The following is a 15237-nucleotide window of genomic DNA, read 5'->3' as shown; positions in this document are numbered from 1 at the left end:
ATGAGCGACAACCCGAACGAGAAGCTGCTGGTCATCGACGTGGTCGGGATGACCCCCGAGCTGCTCCAGCACATGCCGCGGGTGCGGCAGGTGGGGGAGTCGGGGTTCACCGCCGAGCTCGGCACCGTGCTGCCCGCCGTGACCTGCTCGGTCCAGTCGACCTTCCTGACCGGCGCGCTGCCGCGCGACCACGGCATCGTCGGCAACGGCTGGTACTTCCGTGACCTCGGCGAGGTGCTCCTGTGGCGCCAGCACAACGCACTGGTCCAGGGCGAGAAGCTGTGGGACGTCGTACGCCGCCGGCGACCCGGCGCGAAGGTCGCCAACATCTGCTGGTGGTACGCGATGGGCGCCGATGTCGACACCACCGTCACCCCGCGACCGGCCTACCACGCCGACGGCAAGAAGTCGCCGGACTGCTGGACCTGGCCGCCCGAGCTCCACGACACCCTCACCTCGGAGCTGGGCCCCTTCCCGCTGTTCAACTACTGGGGACCGACCGCCTCCATCAAGAGCTCGGCCTGGATCGTCGGGGCCGCTCGCAAGGTGCTGCCGGACCACGACCTCACCCTCGTCTACGTCCCGCACCTCGACTACGACCTGCAGAAGTTCGGCCCCGACAGCCCCGAGGCCGTCCAGGCCGCCCGTGACGTCGACGCCACGCTCGCGCCGCTGCTCGACGACGCCGAGGCCATGGGCTGCCGCGTCGTGCTGCTGAGCGAGTACGGCATCACCGCCGCCTCCCGCCCGGTCGACGTCAACCGGCTGCTGCGGCGCGAGGGCCTACTGCACGTCCACCACAACGCCACCGGCGAGCTGCTCGACCCGTGGACCTCGCGGGCCTTCGCGGTCGCCGACCACCAGATCGCCCACGTCTACATCAAGGACCCCGACGACCTGGAACGAGTCCGGGACCTGCTGACCGGCCTCGACGGGGTGGCCGAGGTCCTCGACCGCGCGGGCCAGGCGGCGTACGGACTCGACCACGAGCGCGCCGGCGAGCTCGTCCTGGTCGCGGAGCCGGATGCCTGGTTCACCTATTACTACTGGCTCGACGACGCGAACGCGCCCGACTTCGCCCGCGGCGTCGAGATCCACAAGAAGCCCGGCTACGACCCCGCCGAGCTGTTCCTCGACCCCGAGGACCGCTGGGTCAAGCTGCGCGCCGCCACCACCCTGGCGCGCAAGAAGGCCGGGCTGCGCTACGCGATGAGCGTGGTGCCGCTCGACCCCGCCCCTGTCTCGGGCAGCCACGGCAGGCTGCCGGAAACCCCGGAGCACGGCCCCGTGCTCATCTGCTCGGACGCCTCCGCCAAGCGCGACCGGTTCGAGGCCACCGAGGTCCGCGACCTGCTCGCTTCACTGCTCATCAGAACTGCTCTCCCTGAGGAAGGACAACCATGACCCGTCCGATCACGCTCTTCACCGGCCAGTGGGCCGACCTGCCGTTCGAGGAGGTGTGCCGACTCGCCTCCGGATGGGGCTACGACGGCCTGGAGATCGCCTGCTGGGGCGACCACCTCGACCCCTGGCAGGCGGCCGAGGACGAGACGTACGTCCAGGCGAAGCTGGACCTGCTGGAGAAGCACAACCTGCAGGTCTTCGCGATCTCCAACCATCTCAAGGGCCAGGCGGTCTGCGACGACCCGATCGACCAGCGCCACCAGGACATCCTGCCCGCCAAGATCTGGGGCGACGGCGACCCCGAGGGCGTACGTCAGCGGGCAGCCGAGGAGATGAAGATGACTGCCCGGGCGGCGAAGAACCTCGGGGTCAAGACGGTCGTCGGCTTCACCGGCTCCTCCATCTGGAAGTACGTCGCGATGTTCCCGCCCGTCTCCCAGGAGGCCATCGACGCCGGCTACCAGGACTTCGCCGACCGGTGGAACCCGATCCTCGACGTCTTCGACGAGTGCGGCGTACGTTTCGCCCACGAGGTCCACCCCTCCGAGATCGCCTACGACTACTGGACCACCGTGCGGACGCTCGAGGCGATCGGCCATCGCGAGGCGTTCGGGCTCAACTGGGACCCGTCCCACTTCGTGTGGCAGGACCTGGACCCGGTCGGGTTCCTGTGGGACTTCAAGGACCGGATCTACCACGTGGACTGCAAGGACGCGAAGAAGCTCGTCGGCAACGGCCGCAACGGCCGGATGGGCTCCCACCTCGCCTGGGCCGACCCGCGCCGCGGCTGGGACTTCGTCTCCACCGGCCACGGCGACGTGCCGTGGGAGCAGTGCTTCCGGATGCTCAACTCCATCGGCTACGACGGCCCGATCTCGGTCGAGTGGGAGGACGCCGGCATGGACCGTCTCGTCGGCGCCCCCGAGGCGCTCGAGTTCGTCCGCCGGCTCGCCTTCGACGCCCCCGAGGCCGCATTCGACGCGGCGTTCAGCACCAACGACTGAACCACCCCCTGGTCCCCGGCCGCCCGGCCGGTCATTGCAACCGAGAGGAACCCCATGTGTTACGGATTCGACGGTGAGGGCGCACTGCGCCGATCACTCGCCGAGCGAGGCCTGAGCCGCCGCTCGATGCTCAAGGGCGCCCTGGGCGCCGTCGCCGGTGGAGCCGCGCTGGCCGCTGCGCCTGGCCTGCTGTCGCCGGCCGCTGCGGCCGTCTCCGGCGTACGCCGCGTCCCGCCGGGCCGGATCAGCATCCAGCTCTACACGCTGCGCAGCGTGATGAACGGCGCCGGCGTCGACCAGACCCTGGCCACCCTGGCCGACCTCGGGTATCCGCGGGTCGAGCTCGCCGGTCTCTACGGCCGCACCGCAGCCGACATGCGGAGCACGCTCGACTCCCTCGGGATCCGGTCGTCCTCGAGCCACGACGGCATCAGCGGCTCGCCTGAGGCGCTCGAGGCGAAGCTCGACAACGCCGAGACGATGGGCCAGCGATTCATCAACGTGCCCTACCTGGCGTCCAACTCGCTGTCCGACTGGCAGAAGTGGGCAGCGCAGATGAACGTCGAGGCGCAGGCAGCGAAGGCTCGTGGGTTGGCCTACGGCTACCACAACCACGCCCACGAGTTCACGACCGACCTCGGTGGCGGCGTCACCCCGTGGGACGTCTTCACCCGGGAGCTCGACCCGGCCTACGTCCACTACGAGATCGACCTCTACTGGGCGGTGACGGGTGGGGTGAACCTCGGCATGTCCAACGACGACGCCATCGACTTCGCCATCGACACCATCGCGGCCTCCCCGCAGGCGGTGCGGCAGTACCACGTCAAGGACCGCAACCCCAGCACCGGCGACCACTGCGACCTCGGCACCGGGTTCATCGACTTCTCGAAGATCTTCGCCGCCCACAGGGTGGAGGAGTACATCGTCGAGAACGACACCCCGGAGGTCACTCCGGTCCAGACCGCCGACGTCGGCTACTCCTACCTGCGTCGCCTGCGCTACTGACGTACATCGGGTAGAGGTTGTGAAGCTGAGGGCGGCCTATGGGTCACTCTCAGCTTCACAACCTGAGGCCATGCGCTCGCCAACACCGCCAGCCTTCTCCGGTGAAAGCTCCGTGAAGGCAGGGTGTCGGCAGGTCCGCAACGCCCCCACGCCCCGTGTCGGGCCTGCGAACCGCCGGCTCGGGTCATAGGCTGGAGTGCATGCCATCGCCCCGGGTATCGCTGATCACCGCCGTCTACAACCCGCCTGCCGATGCCTTCGAGGACACGATCGCGTCGGTCCTCGGCCAGACGTACGACGACTGGGAGTGGATCCTCAGCGACGACCGTTCGCCGAACTCCTGGGTGCTTCCGCGGCTGCGCCAGCTGGCCGCCACCGAGCCGCGGGTGCGCATCGTCGAGCGTCCCGAGAACGGCGGGATCGTGGCCGCGTCGAACTCGTCGCTGGCCGAGGCGACCGGTGAGCTGGTCGCCCTGCTCGACCACGACGACGTGCTCGAGCCGAACGCGCTGGAGAAGATGGCCGGCGCCTACGACCGGTTCGAGGACCTCGACTACGCCTACAGCGACCAGGACCTGATGAGCGACGCGGGCGAGCTCCGCGACGCCTACTACAAGCCCGACTGGTCCCCGGAGCGGCTGCGCCACCACAACTACTGCACCCATTTCTCGGTGTTCCGCCGCTCCCTCGTCGAGGCGGTCGGCGGGTTCCGGGAGGGGTTCGACGGCTCCCAGGACCATGACCTCGTCCTCCGGGTCAGCGAGTGCGCGCGACGCATCGTCCACGTCCCCGGCGCGCTATACCACTGGCGCCAGGTGCCGGGCTCGGCCGCCGCGGACAACCAGGCCAAGCCGTACGCCTGGGACGCCGGCGTACGCGCCGTGCAGGGTCAGCTGGACCGGCTCGGGATCCGGGCGAAAGCCTCACGCGGCGTCTCGCCCGGGCTCTACCACGTCGAGCGGGAGCCCGACCTGGACACTCCGGTCAGCGTGATCATCCCGACCATCGGCACCAGCGCGATCGTGTGGGGCGAGAAGCGTGCGATGGTCGTGGAGACCGTACGCTCCGTGGTCGCCTCCACCCAGCACCGCAACATCGAGTTCGTGATCGTCTACGACACCCCGACCCCGGCGCCCGTCCTGGACGCGCTGCGGGCGATCGAGGGTGCCGACATCAAGCTGGTCGAGTTCACCGAGAAGTTCAGCTTCAGCGCCAAGTGCAACGTCGGTGCCGCGCATGCCACCGGCGACGTGCTGATCTTCCTCAACGACGACATGGAGGCCTACTCCGAGGGCGTCATCGAGCAGCTGATCGCCCCGCTTCGCGAGCCCGACGTCGGGATGACCGGGCCGAAGCTGCTCTTCGAGGACTTCCGCATCCAGCACGCCGGCCTGGTCTACGGCAGCGGCACGATCACGCACGCCTACTACCGCACGCGGCCCGAGGAGCGGGGCAACCACGGTGAGCTGCACATCAACCGGGAGACCTCCGCGCTCACCGGAGCCTGTGTGGCGATGCGGCGCGAGGTCTTCTTCGACGCCGGCGGGTTCAGCGAGCGCCTGCCGATCAACTACAACGACGTCGACCTGTGCCTCAAGGTCCGCCGCTCACTGGGCCTGCGCCTGGTCTGGCTCCACGACGTCACTCTCTTCCACTTCGAGTCGGTCAGCCGCGACAACGCGGTCCACGACTGGGAGAAGGACTTCATCAACAACCGCTGGGGCAACTACCTGCACGTTCGCGAGGCCTACTCCAACGGGGTCCGCTGACGGCGCTCAGCCCTGGGCTGCGCGGCGGAGGCGGCGGACGACCCGGCGGAAGAAGTTCCGCACCGGGTGGCGGGTGGCGTAGGTGAGGTCGGCCTCGAGGCCGGCGACCTTGCCGCGCAGCCGCTCGATCCGCTCGCGGCGGCGCCGGTTGACCTCACGGGCCTCACGCAGCTGCTTGGACAGGGTGCCGACCCGAGCCTGGGCGGAGTTGGCCGAGGCCTGGATGCCGAGGATGTGGTCGCGGGTCGCCAGCCTGGAGCGAGTGGCCTCCTCGAACCTGGTGGTGTGGACGTCACGGATCCTGACCTCGTCGGCCGGGGCGGCCTGGACGAGCTCGGGCGGGGCCGGCGGGAGCTCGCCGTCGGCGAGCGGCCGGGCGGAGAGCTGGAATTGGTAGACCAACGCGTCGGGCTGCTGGCGCACCCACTCCACGGTCACGTCGGGCAGCAGCGCCGGGTCGACAGCGACCTCGACGTTGAGGGGGTCGGCGGTGGTGCCGCGCAGGTCCTCGATGGCGTAGCCGGCCTCCGCGAAGAGCGAGAGCAGCCCTTCGCGTGAGTAGAACTTGATGTGGGTGCGGTCCAGGAGCCCGGTGTCGGTGGTCTGCCAACGGCCCTGAAGCAGGGCGAGACGGACCGATCCGTGGGCGACGTTGGGGATCGAGATGACCACCCGGCCACCGGGGGCGAGCAGGTCACGGGCCTGCTCGAGCGCCGCCCGGGGATCGCTGAGATGCTCGAGGACGTCGGCGAAGATCACCACGTCGAACGACCCGGGCTCCACGATCTCGGTCAGCGGCGTCGCGTCCAGATCGGCGACGTACACCTTCTCCAGCACCTTCTCCGCCAGGCTCGCGGCCTCGCGGTCGAGCTCGATGCCGGTGACGGTGCAGCCGCGTTCGGTGAGGATCCGGCCGACCTCGCCCGTCCAGCAACCGACGTCGAGGACCTGCTTCCCGCTGCTCGCCGAGGCGGCCGACTCAGCCATGTCCAGGACCTGCACGTGGCTGGTGTTGCGGTGATCGAGGTCGATCTCGACGGCGTAGTGCGACATGCGACGAGGGTAGCGACCTTTGGCTCCGCCAGGCGGGTCCGGCACGGGTGATTTGCGGGCAGTTTCTATGCTTCGGCGACGTACAGGGAAACAGTCTGTTACACACTGGAGACATACTTTTCCGGGGTGTCGAAACATCTCCGGACGAGGGTGGCAGCGAAGATGACTGGATCAAGCACCTCTGGAGGCGCCCTCTCGTGAAGCTCGTGACCGCAGTGATCAAACCCCACAAGTGGGAGGACGTGCGCGAGGCGCTGGAAGCCTTCGGCGTGACCGGCATGACGGTCTCCGAGGTCTCCGGCTACGGCCGGCAGAAGGGCCACACCGAGGTCTACCGCGGCGCTGAGTACGACATCGCCCTGGTGCCGAAGATCCGCATCGAGATCGTGGTCGACGACGAGGACGCCGACGACGTCGTCGGGATCGTCGTGAAGTCCGCCCAGACCGGCCGGATCGGCGACGGGAAGGTCTGGCTCAGCCCGATCGACTCCGTCCTCCGCGTACGGACCGGTGCACGGGACGTCGAGGCGCTCTGATCGCCGGTCGGCGCCGAGCGATCGGCTCGCGACCACTAGGATTCGTCCGAGTGTCGGTCCACCGATTCCCACCGGAGGAGAGAAATGAAGCTCGTCACCGCAGTGATCAAACCCCACAAGTGGGAGGACGTCCGCGTCGCCCTCGAAGCTGTCGGTGTCACCGGCATGACTGTCTCCGAGGTCTCCGGCTACGGCCGGCAGAAGGGTCACACCGAGGTCTACCGCGGTGCTGAGTACGACGTCGCCCTGGTGCCGAAGATCCGCATCGAGATCGCGGTGCCCGACGAGGAGGTCGAGTCGGTGGTCAGCGCGATCGAGACCTCGGCGAAGACCGAGCGCATCGGTGACGGCAAGGTCTGGGTCTCCCCGCTGGAGACCATCGTGCGGGTCCGTACGGGCGACCGCGACGACGCCGCGATCTGACCTCGTGAAGGAGGCTGCGTGTGACCGCTGAGGGCCGGGCGGCGCGCACAGCCGAAGCCGACGCGCAGTGCGTCGAGGCGTACGCCGCGGCCGGCGGTCCCGAGGTCGGGGTCGCCCTGGTCGCGGTCGGGGGAAACGGGCGCGGCGAGCTCGCGCCCTTCTCCGACTGGGACGTGGTCCTGGTGCACGACGACGCCGTCTCGCCGGGGTCGGTGGCCGAGCAGGTCTGGTACCCGCTCTGGGACACCGCACCCAGGCTCGACCACTCGGTGCGGTCCTTCTCCGAGATGCTCTCCTCCTCGACCGGTGATCTCCGCGTCGCGCTGGGGCTGCTCGACATCCGGCACCTGGCCGGCGACCGCGGGCTCGTGCTGCGGCTGCGTACGACGATGCTGGCGCACTGGCGCAAGCACGCCCGTGCGCTGCTGCCCGAGCTGAGGACGATGACCCTCGAGCGTCACCGGCGCGCCGGCGAGCTCGCGCACGCCTCGGTGCCCGACCTGAAGGACATGTATGGCGGGCTGCGGGACACGGTGGTGATCAAGGCGATCGTGGCCACCTGGCTGATCGACGTGCCTGCGGTCGACCTGGAGACGTCGCGCCGCGCGATGCTCGACGTACGTGATCTCGTGCAGGAGATCGCCGGCCGGGCCACCGACCGGGTCGTCCCGGAGATGTGGGACCAGCTCGCCGAGCGGCTCGAGCTGGCCGACGGGCGCACCGCACAGGCCCACGTACGCACCATCGGCCGCCGCCTCACCCACCTGTCCCGACTGGCCTGGCGGCGGGTGGACGGAGTCCTGGAGCGTTCACGACCCGGTGCGCCGCGCCGCCCGCGGCTAGCGCCGCTCGGCCATGGCCTGGCCCTCGCCTCAGGGGAGCTGGTGCTCGCGCCAGGGGCTCGCCCGGCGCGGGATCCTCTGATGCTGCTGCGCGCCTCGGCGCTGGCCGCCGAGCACGGGGTCGCGCTGGCGCCGCCGACCGCAGCTCGACTGGCCCGGGAGACCCCGGCGCTGGCCGAACCGTGGCCGGAGGAGGCCCGTCGGCTCTTCGTACGCCTGCTGGGGGCGGGGCGTGGGCTGCTCGCGGTCTGGGAGACCCTGGAGGAGACCGGAGCCGTCTCCCGGATCCTGCCCGAGTGGGAGCGGATCCGGCTGCTCCCGCACGCCTCGATCATCCACCGCTTCACCGTCGACCGGCACACCATCGAGGCCTGCATCGAGGCGGTCGCCCTGCTTCCGCGGGTGGCCCGCCCGGACGTGCTGCTGGTCGCGGCTCTGCTCCACGACATCGGCAAGGGGTCGCTGACCGAGCACTGCGTCGCGGGCGAGCCGATCGCGCGCCGGATCGCCTCCCGGATGGGCTTTCCCGACGACGAGGTCGCCCTGATCGCGCTGCTGGTGCGCCAGCACCTGCTGCTCTCGACGACGGCGACCACGCGCGACCCCGACGACCCGGCCACCGTCGAGCTCGTGGTCGACGCGATGGGCGACGCGGAGGCGCTCGCGCTGCTCACGGCGCTCACCGAGGCCGATGCGCGCGCGACCAGCGCCCAGGCCTGGACCAGCTGGCGGGCCCGCCTGATCCTCGACCTCGCCGGTCGGGCCGCGCGCGTCCTCGACACCGGCATCGCGGCCGAGGAGAGGCCGCAGGCGGAGGTGGAGATCCCCGAGAGCGTACGTTCTTCGGGATCGACCGCCTTCCGTGCGGAGCCGCTTGCCGACGGAGCCCGGGTGTGGGCGATCGCGCCCGACCGGCTCGGTCTGCTCGCCGACCTGGCCGCCACCTTCGCGCTCGCGCGGCTTCCGGTGCGGGCGTGCCGTGTCTGGTCGCAGGGAGGTTTCGCGGTCAGCGTGTGGGACCTCGACGACTCCTATGTCGACGCCGCGGTGCTGCGGACCCGCTTCTCGGCCATCACCGAGGGTCGCCTCGACCCGGCCACCCGGCTGGCCCCGAGCGCGGCAGCACGGGGGAGCGAGCCCTCGATCGAGGTACGCCCCGAGGCATCCAGCAACGCCACCGTCCTCGAGGTGCGCACCGTCGACCGTCCCGGCGTCGTCTACACCGTCGCCGCCGCGCTGGCGCGGATGGAGATCGCCGTACGCTCCGCCCACATCTCCACCCTCGGCCCGCAGGCCGTCGACGTGTTCTATCTCCAGGAGGCCTCGGCCGGTGTCCTTGCCGAGTACCGCGCGGCAGAGGCCGCGCATGCGGTCCGCGCGGCCCTCGAATGCTGACCGAGGTAACTCGGTGAGCGCACGCTTCCTTCGTGGAGCTCCACGAAGGAAGCGAACCTCCACCGAGTCACCTCGGTCAGCATCCACCCTGCCGGATGCCGCGCGGCGTACAACTGTTCGTTAGTCTTGGCAGGACAACCACTCTGCTGAAGGACCGCTTTGTTCGCCACGCTCTCCGACCGGCTCGCCACGACGTTCAAGAACATCCGGGGCAAGGGCCGCCTCACCGATGCCGACATCGACGCCACCGCTCGCGAGATCCGGATCGCGCTGCTCGAGGCCGACGTCGCGCTGCCGGTGGTGCGCGAGTTCGTCGCCCGGGTCAAGGAGCGGGCGCGCGGCGAGGAAGTCAGCCAGGCGCTGAACCCCGCCCAGCAGATCGTCAAGATCGTCAACGACGAGCTGGTCACGATCCTGGGTGGCGAGACCCGCCGGCTCCGCTACGCCAAGACCGGCCCGACCGTCATCATGCTCGCGGGTCTGCAGGGTGCAGGTAAGACCACCCTGGCCGCGAAGCTCGCTCTGTGGCTGAAGGAGCAGGGCAAGGCGCCGCTCCTGGTGGCCGCCGACCTGCAGCGCCCCAACGCGGTCAACCAGCTCCAGGTCAACGGTGAGCGCGTCGGCGTCCCGGTCTACGCGCCCCAGCCCGGCAACGGTGTCGGAAACCCCGTCGATGTCGCTCGCGACGCCGTCGAGGAGGCCAAGCGCAAGCTCCACGACGTGGTCATCGTCGACACCGCCGGCCGCCTCGGCATCGACGAGGAGCTGATGAAGCAGGCCGCCGACATCAAGGCGGCGGTCAACCCCGACGAGGTCCTCTTCGTCGTCGACGCGATGATCGGTCAGGACGCGGTCAACACCGCGCAGGCATTCCTCGACGGCGTCGGCTACGACGGTGTGGTCCTCACCAAGCTCGATGGCGACGCCCGCGGTGGCGCGGCGCTCTCCATCGTCCAGATCACCGGCAAGCCGGTCATGTTCGCCTCCAACGGCGAGAAGATGACCGACTTCGACCTGTTCCACCCCGACCGGATGGCCGGCCGCATCCTCGACATGGGCGACATGCTCACCCTGATCGAGCAGGCCGAGAAGACCTTCGACCAGGGGCAGGCCGAGAAGGACGCGGCCAAGCTCGCGACCGGCGACTTCACGCTCGAGGACTTCCTCAAGCAGATGCAGCAGCTGCGCAAGCTCGGCTCGATGTCGAAGCTGATGGGCATGCTGCCGGGCATGGGCCAGTTCCGCGAGCAGCTCGACAACTTCGACGAGCGCGAGATCGACCGGATCCAGGCGATCATCCAGTCGATGACCCCGGCCGAGCGCGCCAACCCGAAGCTCCTCGACGGCTCCCGCCGCGCCCGCATCGCGAAGGGCTCGGGCCGCCAGGTCTCCGACGTCAACCAGCTCATCCAGCGCTTCACCGAGGCGTCGAAGATGATGAAGCAGCTCGCCTCCGGTGGCGGCATGCCCGGGATGCCCGGCGCGCCCGGTGCGAGCTTCGGCAAGCGCGCTGGCGCCAAGCAGGTCGCCCAGAAGAAGAAGGGCAAGGGCGCGCGCAAGTCCGGCAACCCGGCCAAGGCCGCTCAGCAGGCGAAGGCCGATGCCGAGAAGAAGCCGGCCGCCGCCAACCCGTTCGGGATGCCGGGCGGCGAGGAGATCGACTACGAGAAGGCCGCCGCCGACCTCAACCTGCCGACGGACTTCTCCAAGTTCTTGAAGTGACCCGCCTGGACCGCATCGTCATCCATGCGGAGACATTGGGGAGGCCCCACGGGCTTCGCCGGTGACCCGGGACCTATCCTGGCCGCATGGCAACGGTTCTCGTGGTCGACGGCGCCAACGTCGTCGGTGCCCGTCCGGACGGCTGGTGGAAGGACCGCGCGGGAGCTGCCCGCCGGCTCCACGAGGCACTGCTCGTGGCCGATCTCCCGCACGACCAGGTCGTCCTGGTCCTGGAGGGACAGGCCAAGGGCGGGGTACGTCCGGGCAAGGACGCTCATGTCCGCACCGTCCACGCGCCCAAGGACGGTGACGCCGCGATCGTCGATGTCGTCCGCGAGGCCGTCGGCAAGGGCGACCGGGTGACGCTGGTGAGCGCCGACCGGATGCTGCAGGCGCGCTGCGGCGGGGCGACGGCCCTGGGGCCCGCCTGGTTGCTCGACCAGATCTGAGCCCCGCTCCGGAAACCGACCGACTTCGGCGATACCGACCGTGAACCGCTGTTTGCTTACGGTCACGGTCCCCGGACCCGCGGCCGGAGGAAATGTCCGGGAGCGAGTTGGCCGAATCTTCGATTCGTGATGCTTGGTTCGGGGAGTTTCGGTGCATGATCTGTCCATGCAGACGCTTCGCGTAGACGTATCGGGACGTGCGCTCAGCTTCCCGCCCGACAAGATCGTCCGTATCGGGCGCTCGATCGACGCTGACGTGGTCCTCGCGTCCTCCTCGGTATCGCGTGCCCATGCCGAGCTCCGCCCCGACCCGTCCGGGTGGAAGCTGGTCGACGTGGGCTCCGCCGGCGGGACGTACGTCGCCGGAAACCGCATCACCGAGGCGCCGTTGACCGGGGCGACGCAGATCCAGCTCGGTCCTGCGGGGCCGGGGTCGACGATCACCGTCACCCTCGACGACGCGCCGGTCGCGGCCGGAGCCCCGCCCGCCCAGGCCCCGGCTCCGCCACCGCCGCCGGCGATGCCAGGAACGACGGCGGCTCCGCGTCAAGCGGCGGCGCCGGTGCCGCCGCCGGGCAACCTGCCGCCCGCGCCGGCGGGCCATCCGGCGACCCAGGACATCTCCGAGATGACGATCGCCCCGGGGATGGCTCGTCCCGTCGCCCCCGGCCAGGCCCCGACCCCGCCGAGCGGACCTGACCTGCTGCTGGTGGCCGAGGGCAAGGAGCACCGTTTCCGACACCCGGTCACGGTGACGATCGGCCGCGCGGCGGACAACTCGGTCGTGCTCGAGGACCAGGGCGTCTCCCGCCAGCACGCCCGGCTGGTCGCCAAGCCCGGCGGCTGGACGTTCGAGAACGCCTCTCAGACCGGCTCGTTCCTCAAGGGGAAGCCCCTGGTCCGGGAGGAGATCGACGAGGAGACCGAGATCCGCCTCGGCCACCCGGTCGCCGGCGAGATCCTCAGGGTCATCCCGATCTATGCGGCCGAGGTCGAGGTCGCTCGTGCGGCTGCGAAGCGCCGTAACAAGCTCCTGCTGTGGGGCGGGATCAGCGCAGCCGCCGCGGTGGTGGTCATCGGCCTGGTGGTGGCGATGTTCGTAGTCCCCGGCGGCGACCCGGCCGCCCAGGACACCGGCCTGACCAAGGACGAGCTCAACAGCGCGCAGCGCGCGGCCGTCTGGATCACCTACTTCCCGACCGAGGACACCATCGCGATGGGGTCCGGGTCGATCGTCACCGATGACGGCAAGATCCTGACCAACGCCCATGTCGCCGACCCGGCGAAGATCCCGGAGCTCGCCGCCGAGGGCGCGATCTCACCGGAGACCGTCAACATCCACATGACCAACCCCGCCGAGGGCTACAAGGTCGGCGAGCCCGACTACGTCGCCAAGGTCGTCGAGTCTGACGGCGAGGTCGACAGCGCGGTTGTGCAGATCGTCGCCGACGGCAACGGCGACCCGGTGGAACCGTCCTCGCTGGACCTGCCGACCATCACCCTCGGCGACTCCGACGCGGTCGACCGCGGCGACTTCATCGCCACGATCGGTTTCCCGACCCTGCCGAAGCAGAGCTTCGCGGACAAGAAGGGTGTTTACTTCCAGCCGCCGACGGTCGCCGAGGGCAACGTGGCGACCATCCTCTCCTTCGAGGGGGAGGAGCGGGCCGTCTTCGACGTCACCGCTCGGATCTCGAGCGGCAACTCCGGTGGCGCCGCGGTCAACGACGACGGCGAGCTCGTCGGCGTACCGACCTCCATCGGGTGGGACGAGAATAACGTCGTCACCGGCCAGGTCATCCCGCTCGCCCAGCACTACCCGATCCTCGAGGCGGCAGACGTGAAGGTGCCTGCGGGAAGCGGCTCGAAGTAGGTAGCCTGCGTCACATGCCTGCTCTGCGCTTCTCCGGCCCGGTCCTTCCCGATGGAGAGGTGCGGGACCTCTACGTCCTCGACGGCCGCATCACCTACGAGCGGCCGTCGGGGACGGAGACCGGCGCCTCGGGCTGGATCGTGCCCGGCCTCGTCGACGCCCACTGCCATGTCGGGCTGGGGCCCGACGGCGCGGTCGACCAGGAGACCGCCGAGGCCCAGGCGATCGCCGACCGCGACGCCGGCGCGCTGCTCCTGCGCGACGCCGGCTCCGCCGCCGACACCCGCTGGGTGCAGTCCCGCGACGACCTGCCCCGGCTGATCCGCGCCGGCCGCCACATCGGACGTACGAAGCGTTACATGCGCAACTACGCCGACGAGGTCGAGCCCGACGGACTGGCCGCGGCCGTCGAGCGGCAGGCCCGCTCCGGGGATGGCTGGGTCAAGCTCGTCGGCGACTGGATCGACCGTGCCGAGGGCGACCTGATGCCGTCCTTCCCGGCGGAGTCGTTCGCCGAGGCGATCAAGGTCGCCCACGACAACGACGCCCGCGTGACGGCGCACTGCTTCGGTCGCGAGGTGCTGCCCGGGTTGATCGAGGCCGGGATCGACTGCATCGAGCACGGCACGGGGCTGACCCCTGACCTCGTCGAGGCGATGGCCGAGCGAGGAACCGCGCTGGTGCCCACTGTCGCCCAGCTGGAGATCTTCCCCGACCTTGCCGCGGCCGCGGCGCCCAAGTTCCCGACGTACGCCGCCACGATGGAGGATCTCTACGCCCGCCGCCGGGAGACGATCATGTGCGCCTATGAGGCCGGCGTGGCTCTCTACGCCGGCTCCGACGGTGCGGGAGACCAGCTGCACGGCGTTCTCCCGACGGAGATCCTCGCCATGCACCGGCTCGGCCTTCCGGCCGACGTCGTCCTCGGTGCCGCCTCGTGGCGCGCCCGGGAGTGGCTCGGCCACAACCCCGGCCTCGCCGAAGGCGACCCTGCCGACTTCGTCGTCTACGACACCAACCCGCTCGAGGATCTCACCGTCCTCGCCCGGCCGGCCGCCGTCGTACTCCGGGGGAAGGTCTACGCCTGACCCGGCTGAGATTTCGTCGGTTCCGGGGACCTCTGGCAAACTGAGATGTGTGTCCTGTGCGCAGGGACCCTCTCACCCAGCGCAACAGTGCCCGCCGAAGTTGCCTGACGGGTGTCCCCACACCGACACGGGCCTCTTCACCCATATTCGATTCCAAAGGAATACCACCAACAGTGGCTGTCAAGATCCGCTTGAAGCGCCTGGGCAAGATCCGGGTTCCGCAGTACCGCATCGTCATCGTCGACTCGCGCAAGAAGCGCGACGGCGCTGTCATCGAGGAGATCGGTCTCTACCGTCCCAAGGAGGAGCCGAGCTTCATCCAGGTCGACTCCGAGCGCGCCCAGTACTGGCTCGGCGTCGGCGCCCAGCCGACCCCGGCTCTCGAGGCGATCCTCAAGGTGACCGGCGACTGGCAGAAGTTCAAGGGCCTCCCGGGCGCCGAGGGCACGCTGCGGCACGCCGCGCCGAAGCCCGACAAGCTCGAGCTCTTCAACAAGGCTCTCGCCGAGGCGCACGCGTCGGCGGGTTCCGAGGCCGTCACCAAGAAGGCCAAGAAGGACGAGAAGGCCGACAAGGTCGAGGAGCCCAAGGCCGAGGAGCCGAAGGCTGAGGAGCCGAAGGCCGAGGAGACCCCGGCCGAGGAGCCCAAGGCCGCCGCTGAGGCCGAGGCCTGA

Annotated in this window: 13 protein-coding genes; 12 read left to right on the top strand and 1 reads right to left on the bottom strand. The window is 69.9% G+C overall.

The window, feature by feature from the left end:
• The 4 genes from IEY84_RS13680 (at position 1) to IEY84_RS13665 (ending at position 5182) form a co-directional block, all read left to right on the top strand.
• Entirely contained in the window at positions 1-1404 is a 1404-nt protein-coding gene (locus IEY84_RS13680) for an alkaline phosphatase family protein (protein ID WP_183546444.1), read from the top strand.
• Positions 1401-2408: a sugar phosphate isomerase/epimerase family protein gene (locus IEY84_RS13675; protein ID WP_183546442.1), complete on the top strand. Its 1008-nt coding sequence runs from the start codon at positions 1401-1403 to the stop codon at positions 2406-2408. Before IEY84_RS13680 ends, IEY84_RS13675 begins: the two co-directional genes overlap by 4 nt.
• Before the next feature lie 54 nt (positions 2409-2462).
• Positions 2463-3413 (top strand): sugar phosphate isomerase/epimerase family protein, encoded by a 951-nt coding sequence (locus IEY84_RS13670; protein ID WP_183546440.1) that lies wholly within the window; start codon positions 2463-2465, stop codon positions 3411-3413.
• A gap of 200 nt (positions 3414-3613) precedes the next feature.
• Positions 3614-5182, top strand: a complete 1569-nt coding sequence (locus IEY84_RS13665; RefSeq protein WP_183546438.1) for a glycosyltransferase family 2 protein — start codon at positions 3614-3616, stop codon at positions 5180-5182.
• A gap of 6 nt (positions 5183-5188) precedes the next feature.
• Here the strand turns inward: IEY84_RS13665 and IEY84_RS13660 are convergent, their stop codons facing one another.
• Positions 5189-6235: a class I SAM-dependent methyltransferase gene (locus IEY84_RS13660; protein WP_183546436.1), complete on the bottom strand. Its 1047-nt coding sequence runs from the start codon at positions 6233-6235 to the stop codon at positions 5189-5191.
• A gap of 197 nt (positions 6236-6432) precedes the next feature.
• On the opposite strand from IEY84_RS13660, the gene IEY84_RS13655 reads away from it, so the two are divergent.
• The 8 genes from IEY84_RS13655 (at position 6433) to rpsP (ending at position 15237) form a co-directional block, all read left to right on the top strand.
• Positions 6433-6771, top strand: coding sequence for a P-II family nitrogen regulator (locus tag IEY84_RS13655; protein ID WP_183546434.1), 339 nt, complete (start codon positions 6433-6435; stop codon positions 6769-6771).
• An 84-nt stretch (positions 6772-6855) separates the two neighbouring features.
• Positions 6856-7194, top strand: a complete 339-nt coding sequence (locus IEY84_RS13650) for a P-II family nitrogen regulator (RefSeq protein ID WP_008363338.1) — start codon at positions 6856-6858, stop codon at positions 7192-7194.
• A gap of 20 nt (positions 7195-7214) precedes the next feature.
• On the top strand, positions 7215-9431 hold the full coding sequence (locus tag IEY84_RS13645; RefSeq protein ID WP_183546432.1) for a [protein-PII] uridylyltransferase: 2217 nt from the start codon (positions 7215-7217) through the stop codon (positions 9429-9431).
• A gap of 159 nt (positions 9432-9590) precedes the next feature.
• A complete protein-coding gene (gene ffh / locus IEY84_RS13640; protein WP_183546430.1) occupies positions 9591-11153 on the top strand; it encodes a signal recognition particle protein in 1563 nt (520 codons plus the stop codon).
• An 86-nt stretch (positions 11154-11239) separates the two neighbouring features.
• A complete protein-coding gene (locus IEY84_RS13635) occupies positions 11240-11602 on the top strand; it encodes a hypothetical protein (RefSeq protein ID WP_183546428.1) in 363 nt (120 codons plus the stop codon).
• A 166-nt stretch (positions 11603-11768) separates the two neighbouring features.
• A complete protein-coding gene (locus IEY84_RS13630) occupies positions 11769-13475 on the top strand; it encodes an FHA domain-containing protein (RefSeq protein WP_183546425.1) in 1707 nt (568 codons plus the stop codon).
• 14 nt (positions 13476-13489) lie between these two features.
• Positions 13490-14563 carry an amidohydrolase family protein gene (locus IEY84_RS13625; RefSeq protein WP_183546423.1) on the top strand — a complete coding sequence of 358 codons (1074 nt, stop codon included), beginning with the start codon at positions 13490-13492 and terminating at the stop codon, positions 14561-14563.
• A gap of 173 nt (positions 14564-14736) precedes the next feature.
• The gene (rpsP, locus tag IEY84_RS13620) at positions 14737-15237 is read left to right on the top strand and encodes a 30S ribosomal protein S16 (protein WP_183546415.1); all 501 of its coding nucleotides are present in this window, start codon (positions 14737-14739) and stop codon (positions 15235-15237) included.

This window comes from Nocardioides albus (genome assembly GCF_014648255.1).
Taxonomy (GTDB): Bacteria; Actinomycetota; Actinomycetes; order Propionibacteriales; family Nocardioidaceae; genus Nocardioides; species Nocardioides albus.
Note: the sequence above shows the minus strand (reverse complement) of the source record. Positions and strands in the feature narration are given on the sequence as shown.

Bases quoted from the DNA above. Each gene is read 5' to 3' on its own strand.
- IEY84_RS13680 (WP_183546444.1), top strand. From the start codon at position 1: ATGAGCGACAACCCGAACGAGAAGCTGCTGGTCATCGACGTGGTCGGG.
- IEY84_RS13675 (WP_183546442.1), top strand. From the start codon at position 1,401: ATGACCCGTCCGATCACGCTCTTCACCGGCCAGTGGGCCGACCTGCCG.
- IEY84_RS13670 (WP_183546440.1), top strand. From the start codon at position 2,463: ATGTGTTACGGATTCGACGGTGAGGGCGCACTGCGCCGATCACTCGCC.
- IEY84_RS13665 (WP_183546438.1), top strand. From the start codon at position 3,614: ATGCCATCGCCCCGGGTATCGCTGATCACCGCCGTCTACAACCCGCCT.
- IEY84_RS13660 (WP_183546436.1), bottom strand. From the start codon at position 6,235: ATGTCGCACTACGCCGTCGAGATCGACCTCGATCACCGCAACACCAGC.
- IEY84_RS13650 (WP_008363338.1), top strand. From the start codon at position 6,856: ATGAAGCTCGTCACCGCAGTGATCAAACCCCACAAGTGGGAGGACGTC.
- IEY84_RS13635 (WP_183546428.1), top strand. From the start codon at position 11,240: ATGGCAACGGTTCTCGTGGTCGACGGCGCCAACGTCGTCGGTGCCCGT.
- IEY84_RS13630 (WP_183546425.1), top strand. From the start codon at position 11,769: ATGCAGACGCTTCGCGTAGACGTATCGGGACGTGCGCTCAGCTTCCCG.
- IEY84_RS13625 (WP_183546423.1), top strand. From the start codon at position 13,490: ATGCCTGCTCTGCGCTTCTCCGGCCCGGTCCTTCCCGATGGAGAGGTG.